The 21,299-nt window shown below is 59.2% G+C and carries 18 protein-coding genes; 7 read left to right on the top strand and 11 right to left on the bottom strand.

Annotation, left to right across the window (positions count from 1 at the left end; all coding sequences use genetic code 11):
- Nucleotides 1-12: 12 nt before the first annotated feature.
- The 3 genes from ACR0DY_RS08370 to ACR0DY_RS08360 all read right to left on the bottom strand — a co-directional run bounded on the left by ACR0DY_RS08370 (nucleotide 13) and on the right by ACR0DY_RS08360 (nucleotide 3,174).
- Complete coding sequence (locus ACR0DY_RS08370; RefSeq protein WP_480484834.1) at nucleotides 13-660, bottom strand: response regulator; 648 nt, start codon at nucleotides 658-660, stop codon at nucleotides 13-15.
- On the bottom strand, nucleotides 657-2,060 hold the full coding sequence (locus tag ACR0DY_RS08365) for a sensor histidine kinase (RefSeq protein WP_480898108.1): 1,404 nt from the start codon (nucleotides 2,058-2,060) through the stop codon (nucleotides 657-659). Before ACR0DY_RS08365 ends, ACR0DY_RS08370 begins: the two co-directional genes overlap by 4 nt.
- A gap of 151 nt (nucleotides 2,061-2,211) precedes the next feature.
- Nucleotides 2,212-3,174: a zinc ABC transporter substrate-binding protein gene (locus ACR0DY_RS08360; protein WP_480540018.1), complete on the bottom strand. Its 963-nt coding sequence runs from the start codon at nucleotides 3,172-3,174 to the stop codon at nucleotides 2,212-2,214.
- Between the two features lie 57 nt (nucleotides 3,175-3,231).
- On the opposite strand from ACR0DY_RS08360, the gene ACR0DY_RS08355 reads away from it, so the two are divergent.
- The 3 genes from ACR0DY_RS08355 to ACR0DY_RS08345 are packed head-to-tail and all read left to right on the top strand — an operon-like array spanning nucleotide 3,232 to nucleotide 5,290.
- Complete coding sequence (locus ACR0DY_RS08355; protein ID WP_480547453.1) at nucleotides 3,232-3,744, top strand: Fur family transcriptional regulator; 513 nt, start codon at nucleotides 3,232-3,234, stop codon at nucleotides 3,742-3,744.
- Nucleotides 3,745-3,746: 2 nt separating this feature from the next.
- Nucleotides 3,747-4,493, top strand: coding sequence for a metal ABC transporter ATP-binding protein (locus tag ACR0DY_RS08350; protein WP_480547455.1), 747 nt, complete (start codon nucleotides 3,747-3,749; stop codon nucleotides 4,491-4,493).
- Nucleotides 4,493-5,290 (top strand): metal ABC transporter permease, encoded by a 798-nt coding sequence (locus ACR0DY_RS08345; RefSeq protein WP_480547457.1) that lies wholly within the window; start codon nucleotides 4,493-4,495, stop codon nucleotides 5,288-5,290. The genes ACR0DY_RS08350 and ACR0DY_RS08345 overlap by 1 nt, the downstream gene beginning before the upstream one ends.
- A 120-nt stretch (nucleotides 5,291-5,410) precedes the next feature.
- On the opposite strand, the gene ACR0DY_RS08340 is transcribed toward ACR0DY_RS08345, so the two are convergent.
- From ACR0DY_RS08340 to xdhA, 7 genes are all read right to left on the bottom strand, one after another.
- Entirely contained in the window at nucleotides 5,411-6,484 is a 1,074-nt protein-coding gene (locus ACR0DY_RS08340; RefSeq protein ID WP_480547459.1) for a BMP family ABC transporter substrate-binding protein, read from the bottom strand.
- Between the two features lie 32 nt (nucleotides 6,485-6,516).
- Nucleotides 6,517-7,437 (bottom strand): ABC transporter permease, encoded by a 921-nt coding sequence (locus ACR0DY_RS08335; protein ID WP_480898105.1) that lies wholly within the window; start codon nucleotides 7,435-7,437, stop codon nucleotides 6,517-6,519.
- A gap of 2 nt (nucleotides 7,438-7,439) precedes the next feature.
- Nucleotides 7,440-8,522 carry an ABC transporter permease gene (locus tag ACR0DY_RS08330; protein WP_267363631.1) on the bottom strand — a complete coding sequence of 361 codons (1,083 nt, stop codon included), beginning with the start codon at nucleotides 8,520-8,522 and terminating at the stop codon, nucleotides 7,440-7,442.
- 63 nt (nucleotides 8,523-8,585) lie between these two features.
- Nucleotides 8,586-10,103, bottom strand: a complete 1,518-nt coding sequence (locus ACR0DY_RS08325) for an ABC transporter ATP-binding protein (RefSeq protein ID WP_480488998.1) — start codon at nucleotides 10,101-10,103, stop codon at nucleotides 8,586-8,588.
- Entirely contained in the window at nucleotides 10,100-11,035 is a 936-nt protein-coding gene (gene xdhC / locus ACR0DY_RS08320; protein WP_480547461.1) for a xanthine dehydrogenase accessory protein XdhC, read from the bottom strand. The genes ACR0DY_RS08325 and xdhC overlap by 4 nt, the downstream gene beginning before the upstream one ends.
- Nucleotides 11,035-13,437 (bottom strand): xanthine dehydrogenase molybdopterin binding subunit, encoded by a 2,403-nt coding sequence (gene xdhB, locus ACR0DY_RS08315; protein WP_480547463.1) that lies wholly within the window; start codon nucleotides 13,435-13,437, stop codon nucleotides 11,035-11,037. The genes xdhC and xdhB overlap by 1 nt, the downstream gene beginning before the upstream one ends.
- Nucleotides 13,434-14,795, bottom strand: coding sequence for a xanthine dehydrogenase small subunit (gene xdhA / locus ACR0DY_RS08310; protein ID WP_480540026.1), 1,362 nt, complete (start codon nucleotides 14,793-14,795; stop codon nucleotides 13,434-13,436). The genes xdhB and xdhA overlap by 4 nt, the downstream gene beginning before the upstream one ends.
- A gap of 345 nt (nucleotides 14,796-15,140) precedes the next feature.
- Between xdhA and dnaE the strand changes: the two genes are divergently transcribed.
- The 3 genes from dnaE to ACR0DY_RS08295 all read left to right on the top strand — a co-directional run bounded on the left by dnaE (nucleotide 15,141) and on the right by ACR0DY_RS08295 (nucleotide 19,328).
- Entirely contained in the window at nucleotides 15,141-18,641 is a 3,501-nt protein-coding gene (gene dnaE / locus ACR0DY_RS08305) for a DNA polymerase III subunit alpha (RefSeq protein WP_480540028.1), read from the top strand.
- A gap of 85 nt (nucleotides 18,642-18,726) precedes the next feature.
- Nucleotides 18,727-18,945: a hypothetical protein gene (locus ACR0DY_RS08300; protein WP_209504828.1), complete on the top strand. Its 219-nt coding sequence runs from the start codon at nucleotides 18,727-18,729 to the stop codon at nucleotides 18,943-18,945.
- A gap of 11 nt (nucleotides 18,946-18,956) precedes the next feature.
- Entirely contained in the window at nucleotides 18,957-19,328 is a 372-nt protein-coding gene (locus tag ACR0DY_RS08295) for a hypothetical protein (protein ID WP_480540030.1), read from the top strand.
- A 4-nt stretch (nucleotides 19,329-19,332) separates the two neighbouring features.
- Here the strand turns inward: ACR0DY_RS08295 and ACR0DY_RS08290 are convergent, their stop codons facing one another.
- Nucleotides 19,333-19,527 (bottom strand): SlyX family protein, encoded by a 195-nt coding sequence (locus tag ACR0DY_RS08290; protein ID WP_209504826.1) that lies wholly within the window; start codon nucleotides 19,525-19,527, stop codon nucleotides 19,333-19,335.
- Nucleotides 19,528-19,658: 131 nt separating this feature from the next.
- Between ACR0DY_RS08290 and hisS the strand changes: the two genes are divergently transcribed.
- Nucleotides 19,659-21,296 (top strand): histidine--tRNA ligase, encoded by a 1,638-nt coding sequence (hisS, locus tag ACR0DY_RS08285; protein ID WP_480547465.1) that lies wholly within the window; start codon nucleotides 19,659-19,661, stop codon nucleotides 21,294-21,296.
- Nucleotides 21,297-21,299: the final 3 nt, after the last annotated feature.

The following is a 21,299-nucleotide window of genomic DNA, read 5'->3' as shown; positions in this document are numbered from 1 at the left end:
AGCGCCTGACCCCTAGTCTTTCTTGTTCCAGGCCTCATGCGCGATAAGAGCGGCCTCCACCCGGTTTCGCGCATGGAGCTTGGACAGGATCGCCGTCATGTAATGCTTGACGGTTTTCTCCTGTATTCCCAACTCATCGGCTATTTCCCGATTGCTCAGCCCTTTGGCGACGCGTCTTAGGATTTCTTCTTCGCGATGGGTAAGATCATCTATGGCGTCAGCTTCTTGCTGCGACCCGTTTCTGCGATTGATCTGAAGCAGCATACGCGAAGCAAGACCCGGCGAGACGAACCCTTCGCCCGAGGCGATACTGCGCAGCGAAGCTGTCAATTCGCGTGCTGTCACGCCCTTGACGATATAGCCAATGGCACCCGCCTCCAAAGCGTCTGCAACGTCACTGCTGTTTTCAGAGACCGTCAATATCGCAATGAAAGGCGGGTTTGCCATTTCAGCAATTCGACGGGTCGCGCTAATGCCGCCACCGGGCATCGACAGGTCGAGGATGGCGATGTCAGGCTGATGGGTTCGGACAAGGGAAACGGCCTCATCCGCATTTGATCCGGCGGCGAGAACCTTGAAGCCGTCGGCTTCCTCTAAAGTGCGGTGCAAACCGTCCCTGAAAATCGGGTGATCATCTGCGATAACGACGGATGTTGTCATGATGCACTCATCTTTCTGGGAAACAATGTCATAGCAACGGTGGTGCCCTCGCCCGGGGTTGATGTCACCTCGAACCGGCCACCGATGCTTTCGACCCGGTCACGCAAGCCGACAAGGCCCTGGCCCCCGTCCTCACGCAGAACCGTCTCGCCGGAGGGGGCGAACCCGGGGCCGTCGTCGCTGACCTGAACGGTGATGCGATCACCTTGTACGTTGCAGGTGACAGTGCACTGGGACGCGGGCGCATATCTTGCGGCATTGGAAAGCGTTTCCTGCAGGAACCGGAAAACGCACAACTTGCCCGAGATCGACAAGTCGGGCGACGGATTGCCCTGAAAGGAAATACCGGGGCGAAAAGGGCTGTGTTCCGCGTGGTCCTCGACAGCTCTTTTCACGACATCAACGAGCGCCAGGTTTTCGATGTCTGGCGCGAACAACCCCCGTGACAGGGCGCGAATTTCTGCCAAAGACTTCTGCAACGACTGTTGAATTTCTTCGGCCTCGGTGGGCATCTCCGGCCTGTCGCCGAATGCGGCCTCCAATCGAAGGGCAGCGAGCGATAGGTATTGGGCAGGACCGTCATGCAGTTCCGCGCCGAGTTTCCTGAGGAACCTGTCCGTTTGCGCAGCATATCTTTCTGATGCATCAATGACGCGCGACCGCAGCATGGCATTCTGCGCGGCCATCTTTTCACTTTCGGCAAGGCGGTCGTTCAGAAGGCGCCCCTGCCGTCGAATGGTATTGTCGCCGATTGCGACAATGGAAAACAGAACAATCGTGCTTGCCGCAAAAGCCGAGCCAACGATCAACCAGCTTGTTCTTCGGGCTCTGGCCATGTCCAGTTCCAACTGATCGGCTTTTTCATAGAACTCGGCGACCGCGATGATTTTCCCCGACCAGATTTCGCGAATAGGGCTGTAGACTTCCAGCAATGGAATGCCAAGCGCAGCCTCTGCCGCGCTTTCTTCGTCGTCCAGCTCTTCAAATGAGCCCGAGATTTCTCCAGCCCATGCGCGTTTCAGGTCATCTGTCGGCTCGAACCGACGACCGATGATGGCGGAATCCGATGCGTATGCAATCTCGCCATCCTGTTTCCAGAACTTGTACGAGGCAATGCGTTCGCGCATCGGCTGGGTCATGAAAATCTCGTCCAGCGCCCGGCTGGCCTGTTCGGAAAGGCGGTCTCCATGCGCCAGCTCCTGGCTGAGAGGAGACAGAATGCTTTCCATGTACAGTGCGGCCGAGTTGGCGGAGTTCTGTACAACCGCGTTTTCGATCCGGTTCGACACCCAGTGACCAACAAACACCGTAGCAGTCCCCATTACGACTATGCTGGCCGCGAGAAAAACGCGCGACAAAGACCAGTTGCCAATTGTCAGGTCGGTAATTTTGGGTCTCATTTCGCAATCGACTATGAACGACAATTGTTTGACGCGCTACAGACCATGGTCTGATGCGCTTCTCCAATGTTCCAAACCTGATGCGCAGATCGGGACTTGGCCCTTTTGGGTGCACCCCGGCAGGTTTCCGCGTCCCGATCCCAGTCCCGGTTCAACGGGTTTTCAAACACTCCGACAGGGTTTGCGCCATGTTACGAATGACTTGCGGGTACAGAGACGGCCCGGGTTCCAGAGCCGAGCCCAGTGGATCGATCACACCGGATTGTGCCGATGTTCCATCCAACACGGTTTCGACGATGCCCGGATTGAACTGTGGTTCAGACAATACGCAGTTGATGCCTTCGGCGTGAATGCGACCTTGAATGGCGGCAACTCGCGCGGGGCTTGGGTCGGACGCGTCGCTCAGGGAAATCGCGCCCGATGCAGGGAAACCAAACGCAACCTCAAAATACTGGTAGGCATCATGAAACACGATGAAGCTGCCGCCGCGAACCGGTTCAAGCAACTCTTCCACTTCTGCGGAAAGCACGTTCATTTCTTCGCGCGCCGCTTCGGCATTTGCTAAATACGCAGCGGCGTTGTCGGGATCCGCTGACGACAGTTGATCCGCGATCAGGGTCAGCCAGGCTTTGGCATTCGTTGGCGAAAGCCAGGCATGTGGGTCATGAGAGTCATGATCATCATGGCCTTCGTGATCGCCATGGTCGTCATGGTCTTCGTGACCCGCATCGTCCGCGTGATCATGCGCCTCAAACAATGCGTCTTCCCGGAACTCAAGAAGCCCCGTACCCTTTGCGTCCAATAGGGCTGTGGCGGTCGCACCTTGGGCAAGAGTTTCTATCGCACTTTCCAGCCAGGGTGTCAGGTCTTCTCCTACCCAGAACACCAGATCGGCGTTTTGCAACGCGGCTGCCTCGGACGGGCGCAGATTGTATTCATGCGGCGAGGCACCCGGTGCGACGATCAGGGCAGGTGTTCCCACACCCGCCATGACACGGGCCACCAGCGAATGAACCGGGGCAATGTCCGCGGCAACGTTTGGCGCATCTGCGCGGGCCGGTCCACCCAGCAGTGCAACTGTGATAGATAATGGAAGAAGAAGCGTTCTGGACATCGGGCCCTCTGTGTGATTTTATAACATTTCAAGCGGCAATACATGATATGTAATAACATGACAAGTGATGTGCACCCAGTTATTGGCAAAGACGCGGCTCCGGTCGGGTTTCAGGAACATGACCACCAGAGCTGCGTCGCAACGGCTCTGACATCCGCCGAAGTCCGGTGCAAAGCGGAAGGGCTGCGGCTGACGCCGGTTCGGCGCAAGGTTCTTGAGATGTTATTGCAGGAACATCGCGCCCTTGGTGCCTATGCAATCCTTGACCGGTTGCGCGACGAAGGGTTCGGGTCCCAGCCTCCGGTCGCTTATCGGGCGCTGGAGTTTCTTGTACAAAACGGCTTTGTCCACAAGATCGAGCGGCTGAACGCGTTTGTCGCCTGCTCTCATCCCGGTGCGGCGCATTCACCTGCTTTCATGATCTGCCGAAAATGCGACGCCGTAGCCGAGGCGCAATCTGCCCCGTCCAAAGGTGTTCTTGGCGCTGCCGCGCGCGCGGCGGGTTTCGAGATCGAGCGAACGGTTGTAGAGGCTGAAGGTCTCTGCCCCGACTGCACCGAAAAGGCATAAAGATGGCCCTGATCACCGTCGAGAAACTCAGCGTCCGCTATGGCGCGCATACCGTGCTGCATCATGTGGATATGGTCATTGAACCGGGTGAAATCGTGACCATCGTTGGCCCGAACGGATCAGGCAAGACCAGCCTGCTGCGCGCCATTATCGGTGCGACACGGCCTTCCGCCGGTCAAGTGTCACTGAAGCCCGGATTGAAAATCGGCTATGTGCCGCAGAAACTGCATGTCGATCCGACACTACCGATTTCTGTCGAACGGTTCATGCGTCTGACCGATCCTGTGTCGCGCAGGCAATGTGTCGAGGCGCTTGAATCGGCGGGTGTGCCGGATCTGTTGAAACGCCAGATGTCGCAACTGTCCGGTGGACAGTTCCAGCGGGTGCTGCTGGCTCGGGCTTTGATCAACCGCCCGGATATTCTGTTGCTGGACGAAGCGACACAGGGGTTGGACCAACGGGGGTCGGCCAGCTTTTACCAGCAGATCGAGGCTGTCCGGCGCGAGACCGGATGCGCCATTCTGATGATCAGCCACGAACTGCACGTGGTCATGAGTGCGTCGGACCGGGTGATATGCCTCAATGGGCATGTCTGTTGCGAAGGATCACCGGCCGTGGTCGCCTCGGCGCCCGAATATCGGGCCTTGTTCGGAACCGGAACAGGTGGCGCGCTTGCCCTTTATCGTCATGAACATGATCACCATCATGATCATGACCATGATGCAAACCCACAGGAAGCGGCGGAATAATGCTGGATGATTTCATGATGCGGGCAACGCTCGCCGGTATTGGCGTGGCGTTTGCGGCGGCCCCCCTTGGGTGTTTTGTCGTGTGGCGCCGCATGGCGTATTTTGGCGATGCAACCGCACATGCCGCGATTTTGGGCGTGGCCCTGTCCCTGACGTTTCAGATGTCGATCTTCACGGGTGCGCTGGCCGTCGCTTTGGTCATGGCGCTGACCGTTTCGCTTTTGGCCGGTCGCGGTTATGCGATGGACACGCTGCTGGGGGTTCTGGCGCATTCTGCGCTGGCCTTCGGACTGGTTGCAGTTTCATTCCTGTCCGGAGTCCGGATTGACCTGATGGCATATCTGTTTGGGGATATTCTGGCGGTCTCCCGTTCGGATCTGGTCGTGATCTGGGGCGGTGCGGCGCTTGTCGTGGCGCTGATTGTCTGGCGTTGGTCGCAACTTCTGACCGCGACACTGAACGAAGAACTGGCCTATGCCAGCGGCTTCGATCCAAGGCGAGAACAACTGATCCTGACCCTGTCACTTGCCGTGACCGTAGCGGTGGCGATCAAGGTTGTGGGCGTATTGCTGATCGCCGCAATGCTGATCATTCCGGCGGCCGCTGCGCGAAACCTCGCGCGGTCACCAGAATCAATGGCCCTGATTGCTGCGGGAATTGGTGCGCTTTCAGCCATCACGGGGTTAAGGGCTGCGTATGTTTTCGACACTCCGGCAGGGCCTTCGATCGTCTGCGTTGCCGCGATCGTGTTTGCGTGCCTTAGCCTGATTGGATGGCGAACACAGGATAGGGCTTAAAGGTTCCGTAGGTCTTCGCGGCCGTAGCATCCCGGTCATCCGGTAATGTGACCAAAGCGAAAACGCCACGAAAAAAGGCCCGCAAACCCGCGGGCCTTGATGCATTTCTACCCGCGTCGTTTACTGCGGGATATCGCCTTCCAGCCCTTCAACATAGAAGTTCATGCCAGCCAGCGTACCGTCGTCGGCCACTTCGCCCTCGGCCAGCCAGTCGCTGCCGTCCTGCTTCTTCAGCGGTCCGGTAAAGGCATGATAGCTGCCATCGGCCAGCGCGGCTTTCAGGGCCAGTGCCTCTTCCTTGATGTCCGCCGGAACCGCGTCCGAAATCTCACCGATTTCTACCATGCCCGGCCCGATACCGTCCCAGGTGTTGGACGAGGTCCAGGTGCCGTCCATCACAGCTCGCGTGCGCGCAATGTAATAGGGTCCCCAGTTGTCGATGATCGAGGAAACACGCGGTTTGGGGGCGTATTCGCTCATATCCGAAGCCTGACCGAAGGTGATCACGTTGCCCGCCTCTTGTGCGGCGGCCTGCGGTGCGGTCGAGTCAGTGTGCTGCAGGATCACGTCGGCGCCCTGTTCGATCAGAACAGATGCGGCGTCAGCTTCTTTTGCCGGGTCGAACCAGGTATAGGCCCAGACGATCTTGAACTGGACATCCGGGTTCGCTTTCTTGGCGTGGATATAGGCCGAGTTGATACCGCGGATCACCTCGGGGATCGGGTAGGACCCGATATAGCCGATGATGTTCGATTTGGTCATTTTACCCGCGATATGCCCCTGAACCGCGCGGCCTTCGTAGAAACGCGCTGAATAGACCGAGACGTTGTCGGCAGTCTTGTAGCCTGTCGCGTGCTCGAACTTCACGTTCGGGAACTTCTTGGCCACGTTGATGGTAGGATCCATATAGCCGAACGAGGTGGTAAAGATCAGATCCGCGCCTTCCAGTGCCATCTGTGTCATCACGCGTTCGGCGTCCGGGCCTTCCGGCACCGATTCAACGAATACAGTCTCGACCTTGTCGCCGAACTCTTCTTCGATCGCCAGACGGCCCTTGTTGTGTTCATAGGTCCAGCCACCGTCGCCGACAGGGCCGACATAGACAAATCCGACCTTGGTCTTGTCTTGCGCCACTGCGCCGGTCGCAAGACCAAGCGCTATCGCGGCAGTTGTCAGAAGTGATTTGAATTTCATGTAGTTACTCCCCAAGTTGGTTCAGTTGGCCTCTAGTGTGAGGCATGGAAGGTCCGGCCCAGTGAGGCAGGTGCGCTGCTCTTGTCGGCCGAAAGGATCACAAGCACAAGGATCGTGATGAGATAGGGTGACATTGCCAGATACTCGACGGGAATGGCAACGCCCGCTGCCTGCAAATTAAGCTGCAAGACGGTAATGCCGCCGAACAAATATGCACCCAGCAGGACCCGCCATGGTTTCCAGCTGGCAAACACCACCAGCGCCAGCGCGATCCAGCCGACACCTGCGGTCATGCCCTCGGTCCATTGCGGCACACGGATCAGGCTGATGTAAGCCCCACCCAGGCCCGCGCAGGCCCCGCCGAACAGGATCGCCATGATACGGATTTTGATGACCTTGTAGCCAAGCGCATGGACGGCATCGTGGTTTTCCCCAACCGACCACAGGATCAACCCGACGCGGGTGTACTTCAGGACGGCCCAGACCACAGCGGTCAGCGCAATGCCCAGATACAGGATGGGGTCGTGCCGAAACAGGATCGGGCCGATGACCGGAATATCGCTAATCAAAGGGATGTGGATATCGCCCATGCTGGGGGGTTTGACGCCCACATAGCTTTGCCCCATCAAGGCGCTGAACCCCAGTCCAAACAGGGTCAGCGCAAGGCCGCTTGCAACCTGGTTGGCCAATGCAAACTGTGTCAGCAGGACGAACAGCAGCGACAGCACGGCCCCGCCAATGGCGGCAGCAACAAAGCCCAGCCAGGGCGAGCCGGTTTCGACCGAGATCGCAAAACCGCTGATCGCGCCAACGATCATCATGCCCTCGACACCAAGGTTCAGAACGCCTGCCTTTTCCACGACAAGCTCTCCGATCGCGGCCAGCAGAAGGGGGGTTGCGGCCACCATAAGCGAGGCAACCAGAAGAACGGGATTGATTTGACCAAGGTCCATGATCACGCCACCTCGCTACGCGCCGCACGGATGCGGAAGTTTGTCAGAAGATCGAAGGCCAGCAGGAAAAACAGCAGCATTCCCTGAAACACCTGAATGGCAGCGGCAGGCAGACCCAGCTGCGATTGTGCAATTTCGCCGCCAATATAGGTCAGCGCCATCAGGCCCCCGGCCAACAGGATACCCACCGGATGCAGGCGGCCCAGAAACGCGACGATGATCGCGGTAAAGCCATAGCCCACGTTGAAATCGATGCTGATCTGACCGGACGGGCCGGACACCTCGAACATACCGGCCAGCCCGGCCAAAGCGCCCGAAATCCCAAGGCAGAACAGGATCAGGCGCGCCGGATTCACACCTGCAAACTTTGCCGCGCGGGGGGCCTCACCCGTCAGACGGATATGGAAGCCCAGCATGTGACGGTTCAGCAATACATAGGCAAAGATCACCGCGATGAAGGCCGCGACAACACCCCAATGCATCCCGGAACCGGCAATCAGCTCGGCATTATGCGCGCTTTCATAGGATTGCAGGTTGCGCGATCCGGGAAAGCCGAACCCTTCGGGGTTCTTGAGAAGACCTAGCGAGACCGAGGCCAGCATCTGCTCGGCCACGTAGACCAGCATCAGCGACACAAGGATTTCGTTGGTGCCGAAACGCACCTTCAGCAAAGCCGGGATCGTTGCCCACAGCCAACCGCCAAATGCGCCTGCGACCACCATGATCGGGAAGATGTACCAGGCATCAAGCGGATAGAAGGCCAGACCTGCGCCCGCGCCGAATATGGCGCCCATGATGTATTGTCCTTCGGCCCCGATATTCCAGATACCGGCCCGAAAACCCAGCGACAATCCGATTGCGATCAGCACTAGGGGCGCGCCTTTGACCAGCAATTGAGGGCGGTAATAGAATGCGAACTCTCCAAACAGCGGTTCCCAGAAGATGGTACCGATGGCTTCGACCGGATTTTTCCCCAAAATGGCAAACAGCAACCCGCCAAACACCATTGTTGCCAGCACCGCCACAAGGGGGGTCGCGTAAGACCAGGCCCTGGACGGCTGTGGCCGTTTCTCCAACACAATCATCTGCTCATCCCCCCAGATGTTTCATCTTTTCGCAAATACTCTAGCCGAAGGCGGCCCAGCAGATCACACATGTGCCACCTCCATGCCATGGGCGCCGCCCATCATCAGGCCAATCTCATCCACCGTCAGGCCGGTGGTCGGGCGCGGTGCGCTCAGCCGACCTTCGTTCAAGGCCGCAAAACTGTCCGAGATCTCCATCAGCTCATCCAGATCCTGCGAGATGCAGATCACCGCTGTGCCTTTCGCCGCAAGATCGAGTATGGCTTGCCGGATCGACGCGGCCGCCGCGGCATCCACCCCCCAGGTTGGCTGGTTTACCACCAACACATCAGGGTTTTGCAGCACTTCGCGTCCAATCACGAATTTCTGCAGGTTACCGCCGGACAAGGACCGCGCTGCGTTTTCGGGCCCGGGCGTGCGAACGTCGAAGGCTTCGATGATCTTTTCGGCAAAACTCCGGGTTTCGGACCATTTCAAGAAGCCATTTTTCTCAAGCCCTTCCCGCACAGATCCGGTCAGCAAAGCGTTTTCGGTCAGGCTCATGTCGGGTGCCGCTGCGTGGCCTAACCGTTCCTCGGGCGCGGTCAGAACGCCCAGCTTACGGCGCGCTGTCGGGCCGAGCTTGCCGATCGCCTGACCGTTGAACTTGATTGCATCCGCCGATGTCAGGATTTCCCCGGACAACACGCCCAGCAACTCATCCTGCCCGTTTCCGGCAACGCCGCCGATGCCCAGAACCTCGCCCTTGCGGACCGTCATGTGCACATTGCGCAATGCGGTGCCGAATTCCGAAGGCGAGGGGACTGACAGCCCGCTGACATCCAGCGCGACCTCGCCCAGTTCCCGGCCCGAGCGTTCGGGCGTCTGCAAGGTTGACCCGACCATCATCTCGGCCATGTCACGCGCCGAGGTTTCAGCGGGGACACATTCGCCCACGTTCTTGCCCAGACGCAGGATCGTAGCATGGTCGCATAGCGTTCGGATTTCCTCCAGTTTATGCGAGATATACAGGATCGAGGTTCCCTCGGAGCGTAGCTTGTTCAGCGTCTCAAACAGAATATCGACCTCTTGCGGGGTCAGAACCGAGGTCGGTTCGTCCATGATCAGCAGCTTGGGGTCCTGCAACAGGCAGCGGATGATCTCGACCCGCTGGCGTTCGCCTGCGGACAGGTCGCCAACCGTGCGAAACGGGTCCAGCGGAAGGCCATAAGTTTCCGAAACTTCGCGAATGCGCGATGCCAGATCCCCCATCGGGGGCGGGTTCTCCATCCCCAGCGCGATATTCTCGGCCACGTTCAGCGCGTCAAACAGCGAAAAATGCTGGAACACCATCGCGATCCCATCCGCACGGGCCGCGCGGGGTTCGGGCGGCGCAAACGGATTGCCGCGCAGTTTCATGGTGCCGCTGTCCGGCTTCACAAGCCCATAGATCATTTTTACCAGCGTGGATTTCCCCGCGCCGTTTTCACCCAGCAGCGCGTGCACTTCGCCTTCACCGATGTCAAAGGACACCTGATCATTGGCCACAACACCGGGGTAGGCTTTGGTCAGCCCTTGCAAGCTCAAAAGTGGAATGGTCACGCGCTCAGGTCCTTCTTCAACTTGTTTTGCAGGGCCGGGCGCAGCAATTGTGCAGCGACGCCCACGGCGATCATATGCGGATGCTTCCCCATCGACGGGTCACCGATCGGGCAGGTGATCCGGCTAATCCGTTCAGGCGGATGCCCAAGGGCGGCCAGCCGCGACCGGAATCGCGCCCATTTCGTAGCCGAGCCAATCAGCCCCGCAAAGCCAAAATCGTGCAAAAGCAGTCTGTTGCACAGTTCAAAGTCAAGATTATGCGAGTATGTAAGCACAAGATGTTCGGCGTCACATGGGGCATGGCGGACCAGCTCGGCCGGTTTTGCCGCCGGAACAATTGTCACGCCCACTGGCACAGCTGCCGGAAAGCGCTGACGGCTGGTGTCCACCCAGGTGATCGCAAGATCAGGAAGCGGGGACAGCACATCCACCAGCGCCCGGCCGACATGGCCCGCGCCCCAGATCCACAGATTGCGCGTGGGCTTGTGAACGGGTTCAACCATCCAGCCGTCAATCAGCTGCGGTTCAGGCGCAATCCCCTGTCCGCGCGCCGTCGCCAGCATTCGCTTGACCGACAGGGGCATCGCGCCATCCTTGGTCGGGCGCGCGATGACGGCATCGTCCAGATCATTGACGGTTTTTGCGTCGTAAACCTCGCTCAGCAGCGACACGGCACCGCCGCAGCATTGCCCCAACTCGGGTCCAAGCGCATGATGCGTCAGGCGGGTTGGCGTGGTTTGCAACCGCGCGGCATGTGCCGCCTGGTATTCCAGTGTTCCGCCGCCGATTGTGCCGCTTTGCCCGCCGTCCCAGACCAGCATGGCGGCACCAACTTCACGTGGAGACGACCCTTTGATCCCGGCGATGACCACCCGGACCACTTTGCCGTGGGTTTTGACCGCCTCCCTCAAAGCCTCAAGGTCAAATCCCATCAGATGCCTCCCTTCATCCTCTGGACGCCGCGCCAGACTTCTTCGGCGGTGGCGGGCGCATTGAGTGCCGGATAAGTATCCCCGCAGGCCGCCACCGCATTCGAAAGCGCCAGCCAGGCTGATATTCCCAGCATGAACGGGGGTTCCCCCACGGCTTTCGAGCGAAAGATGGTGTCCTCTCGGTTCTCGCCATCCCAAAGTGCGACGTTGAATATGTCGGGCCGGTCGGAACAGGCCGGGATCTTGTAGGTTGAGGGCGCATGCGTGCGCAGGTTGCCGTTTCCGTCCCAGACCAGTTCCTCGGTCGTCAGCCAGCCCGCACCTTGCACGTAACCGCCTTCGACCTGTCCGACATCCAGCGCCGGGTTCAGCGAAGCGCCCGCGTCATGCAGGATATCTGTGCGCAGAATGCGGTTCTCGCCCGTCAATGTGTCCACAGCCACCTCGGTGACCGAAGCACCATAGGCGAAATAGTAAAACGGGCGACCGCGCCCCGCGATCCGGTCCCATTCGATCTTGGGCGTTTTATAAAAGCCGGTGGCCGACAGGCTTATGCGACCCTGATAGGCCAGTGCGGCAGCTTCGGCGAACGTGTACCGTTCTTCACCAACCGAAACGTGGCCATCCGTGAAAGTGACCGCAGAGGGGTCGGCCTGATGCCGTTCAGCCAGATAATCGGCCATCCGGTCGCGGATCGTATCGCAGGCCGCTTTCACCGCCATACCGTTCAGATCGCTGCCTGAAGACGCCGCCGTGGCCGAGGTATTGGGCACTTTTGCCGTATCCGTGGCGGTGATCTTGACCATCTCAAGCGGGATGCCGAAACGCGCCGCGGCCACTTGCGCGACCTTCTGGAACAGACCCTGACCCATCTCGGTGCCACCATGATTCAGGTGGACCGAACCATCCTGATACACATGCACCAGCGCACCGGCCTGATTCAGATGGGTCAGTGTGAAGGAAATACCGAACTTGACCGGAGAAAAGGCGATGCCCTTCTTGATCACGCTGTTTTCGGCATTCCATTTCTCGATGGCCGCTTTGCGCGCGGCATAGTTGCTGGACTTCATCAGCGCTTCGGTCATGCCATGCAGTTCGAAATCGCTGACCTCCATGCCGTAGGGCGTCGTGTTGCCACCAGCGGGCAGGGGGCGGACCGGGGCCGTCCCTGTTTCCACCGCGCCACGGCTGGTCAGGTCTTCGTGCGGGTCGGGATGACCCAGCGGTTTTTCGTGAGGTTGGACTTCGGCAACCTTATGCGCGGGCTCGTAATAGTTGCGACGGCGCAATTCCACCGGGTCCAGCCCAAGTTCATGCGCGGCGTGGTCCATCACACGTTCGATGGCAACCATCCCCTGCGGGCCACCAAACCCGCGATAGGCGGTGGCTGACTGCGTGTTGGTCTTCAACCGATGGCTTTCAATCCGGGCATTGGGCAACAGGTATGCATTGTCAGAATGCAGCATCGCACGGTCGGCGACGGGCAGGGACAGGTCCTGCGCCCAGCCGCAGATTGCGTATTGCAGAAAGGACACGCCCTGAATGTGACCCTGTTCGTCAAATCCCGCGCGATAGGAAATCCGGAAGGCGTGGCGTTTGCCGGTGATGATCATGTCATCATCGCGGTCATAGCGCATCTTGCAGGCTTTGCCGGTTGCCCGTGCAGCCACCGCGCAGGCGACGGCCAGCGCATTCCCCTGGCTTTCCTTGCCGCCGAATCCGCCACCCATGCGCCGGGTTTCGACGCGGATCGCATGCATGGGCAGGCCCAGAGCGTCCGCCACCTTGTGCTGTATCTCGGTCGGGTGCTGGGTCGAGCTGTGGACCAGCATGTCGCCGCCTTCATTCGGCACGGCAAGCGCAGCCTGACCTTCCAGATAGAAATGCTCCTGACCGCCGATCTCGAACGTCCCGTCGATGACGTGGGCGGCGCTTTCAATCGCGGCGTCCGCATCGCCCTTGGCATAGATGCGGGGCCCGTCTTCAAATCGGCTGTCTGCGGCCAGAGCTTCTTCAACCGTCAGGATCGGTGTTTCCTCGGCATAGTCGATCTTGCCCAACCGAACCGCCTTGCGGGCGGCCAGATGGCTGGTGGCAACCACAAGGAAAACAGGCTGGCCGATATAGTGAACCGTCCCGTCGGACAGCAAAGGCTCGTCATGGATCGAGGGCGAAACATCGTTGGCAAAGGGCAGGTCCTGTGCCGTCATGACCCTGACGACCCCGGGTGCCGCTTTCACGGCAGACAGGTCCATCGCGGTAATCGTGCCCTTGGCGATCGGGCTCAGGCCAAAGGCCAGATGCAATGTGCCCTTTGGCGTCGGGATGTCGTCCACATACCGGGCGGAACCGGATACGTGTAGCGGTGCCGCGTCATGGGGAAGGGGTTTGGATACGCTCATGCCGATACCTCCAGCACGTTGGTCACTTGGCCCTGATCCTCAAGGAAGTACCGTTCCAGCATCGCTTTGGCGGTCTCAAGCCTGTACGTGGCCGAGGCGCGCATATCCGTAAGCGGTGAATAATCGTCGGCAAAAGCGGGCAGAGCGGCGTCAATCGCCTCGCGCGCCCACGGTTTGCCGATCAGCGCGGCCTCGACATGGGTTGCCCGTTTCGGAATGCCAGCCATACCGCCAAACGCGATGCGCGCATCTGTCACCTGTCCGTCCGAAATGGTAACGTTGAAACATCCGCACACCGCCGAGATATCCTGATCGAACCGTTTGCTCAGCTTGTAGCATTTCAGCCGGTCCGCCTGACGCAGGAAGCTGACGGCTTCGACAAACTCACCCGGTGCGCGGTCCTGTTTCCCGTAATCGATGAAGAAGTCTTCCAGCAGGACTGACCGGCGCTCATCACCTTTGCGCAGGTGCAGCGTCGCACCCAATGCGATCAGCGCGGGCGGGTTGTCTCCGATTGGCGAGCCATTGGCGATGTTGCCGCCCACAGTGGCCGCGTGACGGACCTGAACACTGGCATAGCGCCGGATCATTTCTGCATAGGATGGGTGAATGTCCGCCAAGGCTTCGCCCATACGGTTCATATCGACCATGGCACCGAAACGAATTTCTTCGTCGGTGATCGTGATCTCTTTGAGATCGTCACAGCGGTTCAGGAAGATCACCGGATCAAGATCGCGTAGTTGCTTGGTCACCCAAAGCCCAACGTCTGTTGCGCCCGCAACCAAAGTGGCATTCGGGTTCTCGGCATATACGGCAGCCAGCGCGTCGGACGAGCCCGGCAGCATGGGTGAGGTGGCGGGCGTTGCGACAGGCTTGTCTTTAACCCAGACAGGCACGGGCTGTTTCTCGGCCGCTTCGGCTGCGCGAATAATGGGAGCGTAACCCGTGCAACGGCACAGATTACCGGCAAGCTGTGTATCGTGATCCGTCGCGCCATTGGTGTGACCGGCCACCATCGACATGACAAAACCGGGCGTGCAAAAGCCGCATTGCGAACCGTGCAGGTCAACCATGGCCTGCTGAACCGGATGGACCTCGCCATCGGGGCTGCTGGCGCCTTCGACGGTTCGAACCGCCTTGCCATGCAGTTGCGGCAAGAAAAGGATGCACGAGTTCAGGGCCTTTGCACCACCCGCATCCGTCACCATGACAGTGCAGGCACCGCAATCGCCTTCGTTGCAGCCTTCCTTGGTGCCGGTCAGGCCACGATCTTCACGCAGCCAATCCAGCAGAGTGGCTGTCGGATCGATGTCCGTCAGCTCCACTGTCTCTCCGTTCAGAAGAAACGTGATGTCCATTCGAGAAACCCGTCGCCTTACCCGGTTGCGCCCTGGTGGTGCCCTCCTTCGATGCGACGTAGAAAGAGTGGCGGGCGGATAGCTTGCCAATGGATGTTAGAAACAGCATGCGTGATCTGGCAAGAAAAACTGCCTGTATGATGCATCATTACAGCCAATCGGCGTGGAATTGCGCACCCTGTGTAAATATCAGTTGTTTGAAACTAAAGCGTTTTTTTGTCAGTGAAGATGTCGCTTTCCGAAGCACCTTCTGGAAAATCCGAATAATCGAAAATGATTATTTTGCCAAACAACGGCGCAGGTTCCGGCTTTTGCATGCCTCGCGGCTAGGGTAGCCTGCCGTTCATGAGCAGTACCCCCCGATTCATTCACCTACGTGTTCACACCGAATATTCCCTTCTGGAAGGCGCTGTGCGGCTGAAAAAACTGCCCGCCCTGTGCGAGAAGATGGAGATGCCTGCCGTTGCAGTGACTGACACGAATTCCATGTTTTCGGCGCTGGAATTTTCGGTGACAGCCAGTCAGGCTGGTGTCCAGCCGATCATGGGATGTCAGGTTGATCTGACTTATGTGCAGTCGCAACCGGGGGAAAAACAAAAATCGCCCGCGCCGCTTGTTCTGCTGGCACAGTCCGAGGCGGGGTACGAGAACCTGATGAAGCTGAGCACGTGCCTTTACGTGGACAAGGGCGGGCAGTTGCCGCAGGTCACGCTGGACGAGCTTGCGGACCGCGCCGACGGGCTGATCTGCCTGTCCGGAGGGCCTGACGGGCCGGTGGGCCGCCTGTTGCAACAGGGGCAACGTCCGGCGGCCGAGGCGCTGGTGGATCGGTTGGCCGCGATTTTCCCGGATCGTCTGTATATCGAACTCCAGCGTCACCCAGGTGAAGACGGCCAACCCGAGGCCGAACGCCAGACCGAGCGCGGCCATATCGAGATGGCCTATGCCAAGAACCTGCCGCTGGTTGCCACCAATGACGTCTATTTCCCGACCTCGGATATGTACGAGGCCCATGATGCGCTGATCTGTATCGCCGAAGGGGCTTATGTCGACCAGCAGGAAGGTCGCCGCCGCCTGACCGCGCAGCATTATTTCAAGTCGCAGCAGGAAATGGTGACGCTGTTCGCTGATCTGCCCGAGGCCATTAAGAACACGGTCGAGATCGCGCGGCGTTGCGCCTTTATGGCTTATCGCCGCGATCCCATCCTGCCGAAATTCGCCGATGACGAGGTCGCTGAACTGCGCCGCATCGCGAATGAAGGCTTGCAGAAACGTTTGGCGGTAATCCCCCATGCGGTGACGCCCGAGGAGTATCAGGAGCGGTTGGATTTCGAACTTGGCATCATCGAAGGCATGGGCTTTCCTGGTTACTTCCTGATCGTTGCCGACTTTATCCAATGGGCCAAGGATCACGATATTCCGGTTGGACCGGGGCGGGGATCGGGTGCGGGCTCGCTGGTGGCTTATGCGCTGACAATTACCGACCTCGACCCGCTGCGTTATAGCCTGCTGTTTGAACGGTTCCTGAATCCCGAACGGGTTTCGATGCCCGACTTCGATATCGACTTCTGCATGGATCGCCGAGAAGAGGTGATCCGTTACGTGCAGCAGAAATACGGGCGCGACAAGGTGGGGCAGATCATCACTTTTGGTGCCTTGCTGTCAAAGGCCGCCGTGCGCGACATCGGGCGGGTGCTGCAAATGCCGTACGGGCAGGTGGACCGTCTGTCTAAGATGATCCCCGTGGAAGGTGTCAAACCGGTTTCCATCGAAAAAGCCCTGAAGGACGAGCCGCGCCTGCGGGAAGAAGCGCGCAACGAAGAGGTGGTGGATCGTCTGCTGACATACGGCCAGCAGGTCGAAGGGCTGCTGCGCAACGCCTCGACCCACGCGGCTGGGGTTGTGATTGGCGACCGGCCACTGGACGCGCTGGTGCCGATCTATCAGGACCCGCGATCCGACATGCCTGCGACCCAATTCAACATGAAATGGGTGGAACAGGCCGGGCTGGTAAAGTTCGACTTTCTGGGTCTGAAAACCCTGACCGTGATCCAGAACGCGATGGACCTGATCTTCAAGTCCGGACGGAAGCTGCATATCGCCGCCGATGGCACCGAGCTTTACGAACCTGCCGAGGGGGCCGAGAACCAGATCAACGCCATCCCGCTGGATGACGAGGCGACGTATAAGCTCTATTCAGCGGCCAAGACGGTCGCGGTGTTCCAGGTGGAAAGCTCGGGCATGATGGACGCGCTCAAGCGCATGAAACCCACCTGCATCGAGGATATCGTGGCCCTTGTGGCGCTCTACCGCCCCGGCCCGATGGAAAACATCCCGACCTATTGCGAGGTCAAGAACGGGCTGCGCGAGATTACATCCGTTCATCCGCTGATCGACCACATTCTTGAGGAAACTCAAGGCATTATCGTCTATCAGGAACAGGTGATGCAGATCGCGCAGGTTATGGCCGGGTACAGCCTGGGCGGCGCGGACCTGCTGCGCCGCGCGATGGGTAAAAAGATCAAAGAGGCGATGGATGCCGAACGCCCCAAGTTCGAAAAAGGCGCGGCAGAAAACGGGGTGGATGCCAAGAAAGCCAGCGAAGTCTTCGACCTGCTGGAAAAATTCGCCAATTACGGCTTCAACAAATCCCACGCTGCCGCCTATGCGGTGGTCAGCTATCAAACCGGCTGGTTGAAGGCGAACCATCCGGTCGAATTCATGGCGGGTGTCATGAATTGCGATATTCATCTGACCGACAAGCTGGCGATCTATTTCGAAGAGGTCCGAAAAGGGCTGGAACTGCCGTATATTCCACCTTGTGTGAACCGCTCTCAGGCCACGTTCGATGTTGATAACGGACATCTGGTCTATGCGCTGGGCGCGCTCAAGAATGTGGGTGTCGAGGCGATGAACCTGATCGTTGCGGGTCGCGCGGACAAGCCATTTGTCAACCTGTTCGATTTCGCCCGCCGCGTGGATTTGAAAAAAGTGGGCAAACGCCCGCTTGAGATGCTGGCCCGCGCCGGGGCTTTTGATGAGCTGGACCGAAACCGCCGCCGCGTGTTTGAAAGCCTAGATGCGCTGGTGCAGTATTCGGCAGCGATCCATGAACAGAAGAATTCGAACCAGGTGTCGCTGTTTGGCGAGGCCGGAGATGACCTGCCCGAACCACGCCTGTCGCCGACCCCCGACTGGCTGCCGGCTGAACGTCTGAGCGAAGAGTTCAAGGCCATCGGCTTCTACCTCTCTGGTCATCCGCTGGATGACTATATGCCGGCCTTGAAGCGTAAACAGGTTCTGACGCTGGACGAGGTGACCGAGAAAGCCCGTTCTGGCCCGCTGATTGCCAAGATGGCCGGAGTGGTTGCCGGGCGGCAGGAACGGAAATCGGCCAAGGGCAACCGGTTCGCCTTTGCCCAGCTTTCGGACCCGACCGGCGCTTATGAGGTCACGCTGTTTTCCGACACGCTGGAGAAATGCCGCGAGTTTCTGGAAACCGGCGCTCAGGTGGTTCTGACCGTCGAGGCGACGATGGAGTCCGATCAGCTCAAGCTGCTGGGTCGTTCGGTTGGACCAGCGGATTCTGTAGTGGCCGAAGCCGGGGCGACGGGACTGCGCATTTTTGTAGACGAAGCGCGGGCGGTGCCAACGATTGCAACGGTTCTTGAAGAAGCCGCAACCGCCGCCAAGGGTGCGGCCCGCGGCCCGATCCAACTGCTGTTGCTGGACCCCGGCCTGCCCGGCGACGTCGAAATCGACTTGGGGCGTGTGTTCCCGATCAATCCCCAGATCAAGGGCGCGATCAAATCGCTGGAAGGCGTGATGACCGTCGAAGAGATCTGACACCGCTTTGTTGCCAGACGGTTAGCGCACCGCTAGGCTGACCTTGCAAATATGTCTTCTGATCATGCCACGGGAGGGCGTTGATATGACGATTGCAGGTCTCAATTTCAGAACGATTGCATTGGGGGCGGCGGCATCGCTGGCTTTGGTTTCGGCGACAGCCACGCTTGCGGACGACAAGAAGAAAGAGAACACGATCAAAGGTGCTGTGATCGGGGCCGGGGTCGGGGCCTTGATCGGCGACGGCAAAGGCGCTGCCGCTGGGGCAATTGTTGGGGCGCTGATTGGCGCGAACTCGAAATAAGCGGGGGCGGGATGATGCGTTTGAACGCGATAAAAGTGATCACAACCGCCGCGCTGCTTACAGGGCCCGGTTTTGCCCTTGCGGACGAGGAAGCCGAACAGATGGTGCAAGCGGCGCTGCCGCACATGTATCACACCTGCGCGTCGGTCATCGAAGAGGCTGACGGGAATGAAGAATACATTGTCGACGTGGTCGGCAAGATGACGGCGTTGTCACTTTATAACCGTCAGATCGACCTCGAAGCTCATGCCGGTTCGGACGAGGAAAAGGCCGCGCTGCGCGAAACATTTGTGGCGGCTCTGAAAGACGGCTGCGCCGGGGATGAAAACGCCCTGCTGGGTGGCGTCGTCGATAACGCGGTGAAATCAACGCTGGGGCTGTAAGCCGTCAGTAATGTGGCGGACGTTCGTCACCAAGGACAACGCCGCCTGACCCTTCCTGTGCGCGCTCGGCCTCACGGTGCAGCAGCATCTCGACACGGCGGGTCAGCCGGTCAATCTCGGCCTGTTGCCGGGTGACAACCGCGTTCAGATCGTCAACCGTGCGGGTCAGATGGGCAATCTGTTCTTCCAGTTGCTGCATGGGATGCTCCTGTCTTTCAGGCTGCACATAGCGACCCCGTGACGCCTTGGCCAGAGAAAGCGCGCCTTGCCCAGATGCGGGCCATGGGATAGACCGCGCGCGGAACAGGTACACTCCCAAGGACGCCCCACATGGCCAAGCCCAAGAAACAGCCCCGCCCCAAGGCCGAAACGCCGAAAGGGTTCCGTGACTATTTCGGCGAGGAAGTCACGCAGCGCACCGAGATGCTGCGGACGATTGCGGGCGTCTATCATCGGTACGGGTTTGACGCGCTTGAGAGCAGTGCGGTCGAAACCGTCGAGGCGCTAGGCAAGTTCCTGCCCGACGTGGACCGCCCGAACGAAGGCGTCTTTGCGTGGCAGGAGTTTGACGAGGGCGGAAATGGCGACTGGATGGCCCTGCGCTATGACCTGACCGCGCCACTGGCCCGTGTCTATGCCCAGCACCGCAACGACCTGCCGACGCCTTACCGCCGCTATGCAATGGGTCCGGTCTGGCGCAACGAAAAGCCGGGGCCGGGGCGCTTTCGGCAGTTCTACCAGTGCGATGCGGATACGGTTGGAACCGCCTCGATGGCTGCTGACGCCGAGATCTGTGCAATGCTGGCTGACACGCTGGAAGAGGTTGGCATCCCGCGCGGCGACTACCTGATCCGGGTGAACAACCGGAAGGTTTTGAACGGTGTGTTGGAAGTCGCCGGGCTTGCGGGGGATGATCAAGAGGCCGAACGTGGTATCGTTTTACGCGCCATAGACAAACTCGATCGGCTGGGAGCCAACGGAGTGCGAGCTCTCTTGGGAACTGGGCGCAAAGACGAAAGCGGCGATTTCACGAAAGGCGCAGGGCTCAACGAGGTCCAAGTTGAAACCGTCATGAAGTTTGTCTCGGCAAACCAACTGATCGACGAGCGTTTGAAACAGCAAAGTCAAATAGCGAAAGACGTATCCGAAGACTACTCGAGGCAGTTGGACTATGCGTGGATGAGTGGTGACCGAGATTTCCGTTACCTTCTCTCGCTAGAGGAAACTGACGGACCAAGAATCAGGAACAGCAATACGCTAGTTTACTTGGCCGAGCTCATAAAAGGGTCCAAAGTTGGCCGTGAAGGTGTCTACGAGTTGAGGCAGATAGCGGATCTGCTTGCCGCTGCTGGATATGGCCCTGACCGTATCGTGATTGATCCCTCTGTCGTGCGCGGTCTCGGCTACTATACCGGGCCTGTCTACGAGGCTGAATTGACTTTTGATATTCTCGACGAAAAGGGTCGCGAGCGGCAATTCGGCTCGGTTGCGGGCGGCGGGCGCTATGACGATCTGGTCAAGCGGTTCACCGGGCAGGAAGTACCCGCGACCGGTGTGTCCATCGGCGTCGATCGGTTGCTGGCGGCGCTGCGCGAAAAGGGCCGGATCAGCGCCCAGGCCAAAGGCCCCGTCGTCGTCACCGTAATGGACCGCGACCGGATGGCTGATTATCAGGCGATGGTGGCCGAGCTGCGCAATGCGGGCATTCGGGCCGAGGTGTATCTGGGCAATCCCAAGAACTTTGGCAACCAGTTGAAATACGCAGACAAGCGCAACTCTCCGGTTGCGGTGATCGAAGGCGGGGACGAAAAGGCAAAGGGCATCGTGCAGATCAAGGACCTGATCCTTGGGGCCAAGATCGCCGAAAGCGCCACGCTGGAGGAATGGAAAGAACGCCCCAGTCAGTTCGAAGTATCGCGCTCTGATCTGGTCGCGAAAGTGCGTGAAATTCTGGACAGTCAGGACTGACCC

It is taken from the genome of Ruegeria sp. O6, assembly GCF_056535045.1.
This window is presented reverse-complemented; position numbering and strand designations above follow the sequence as displayed.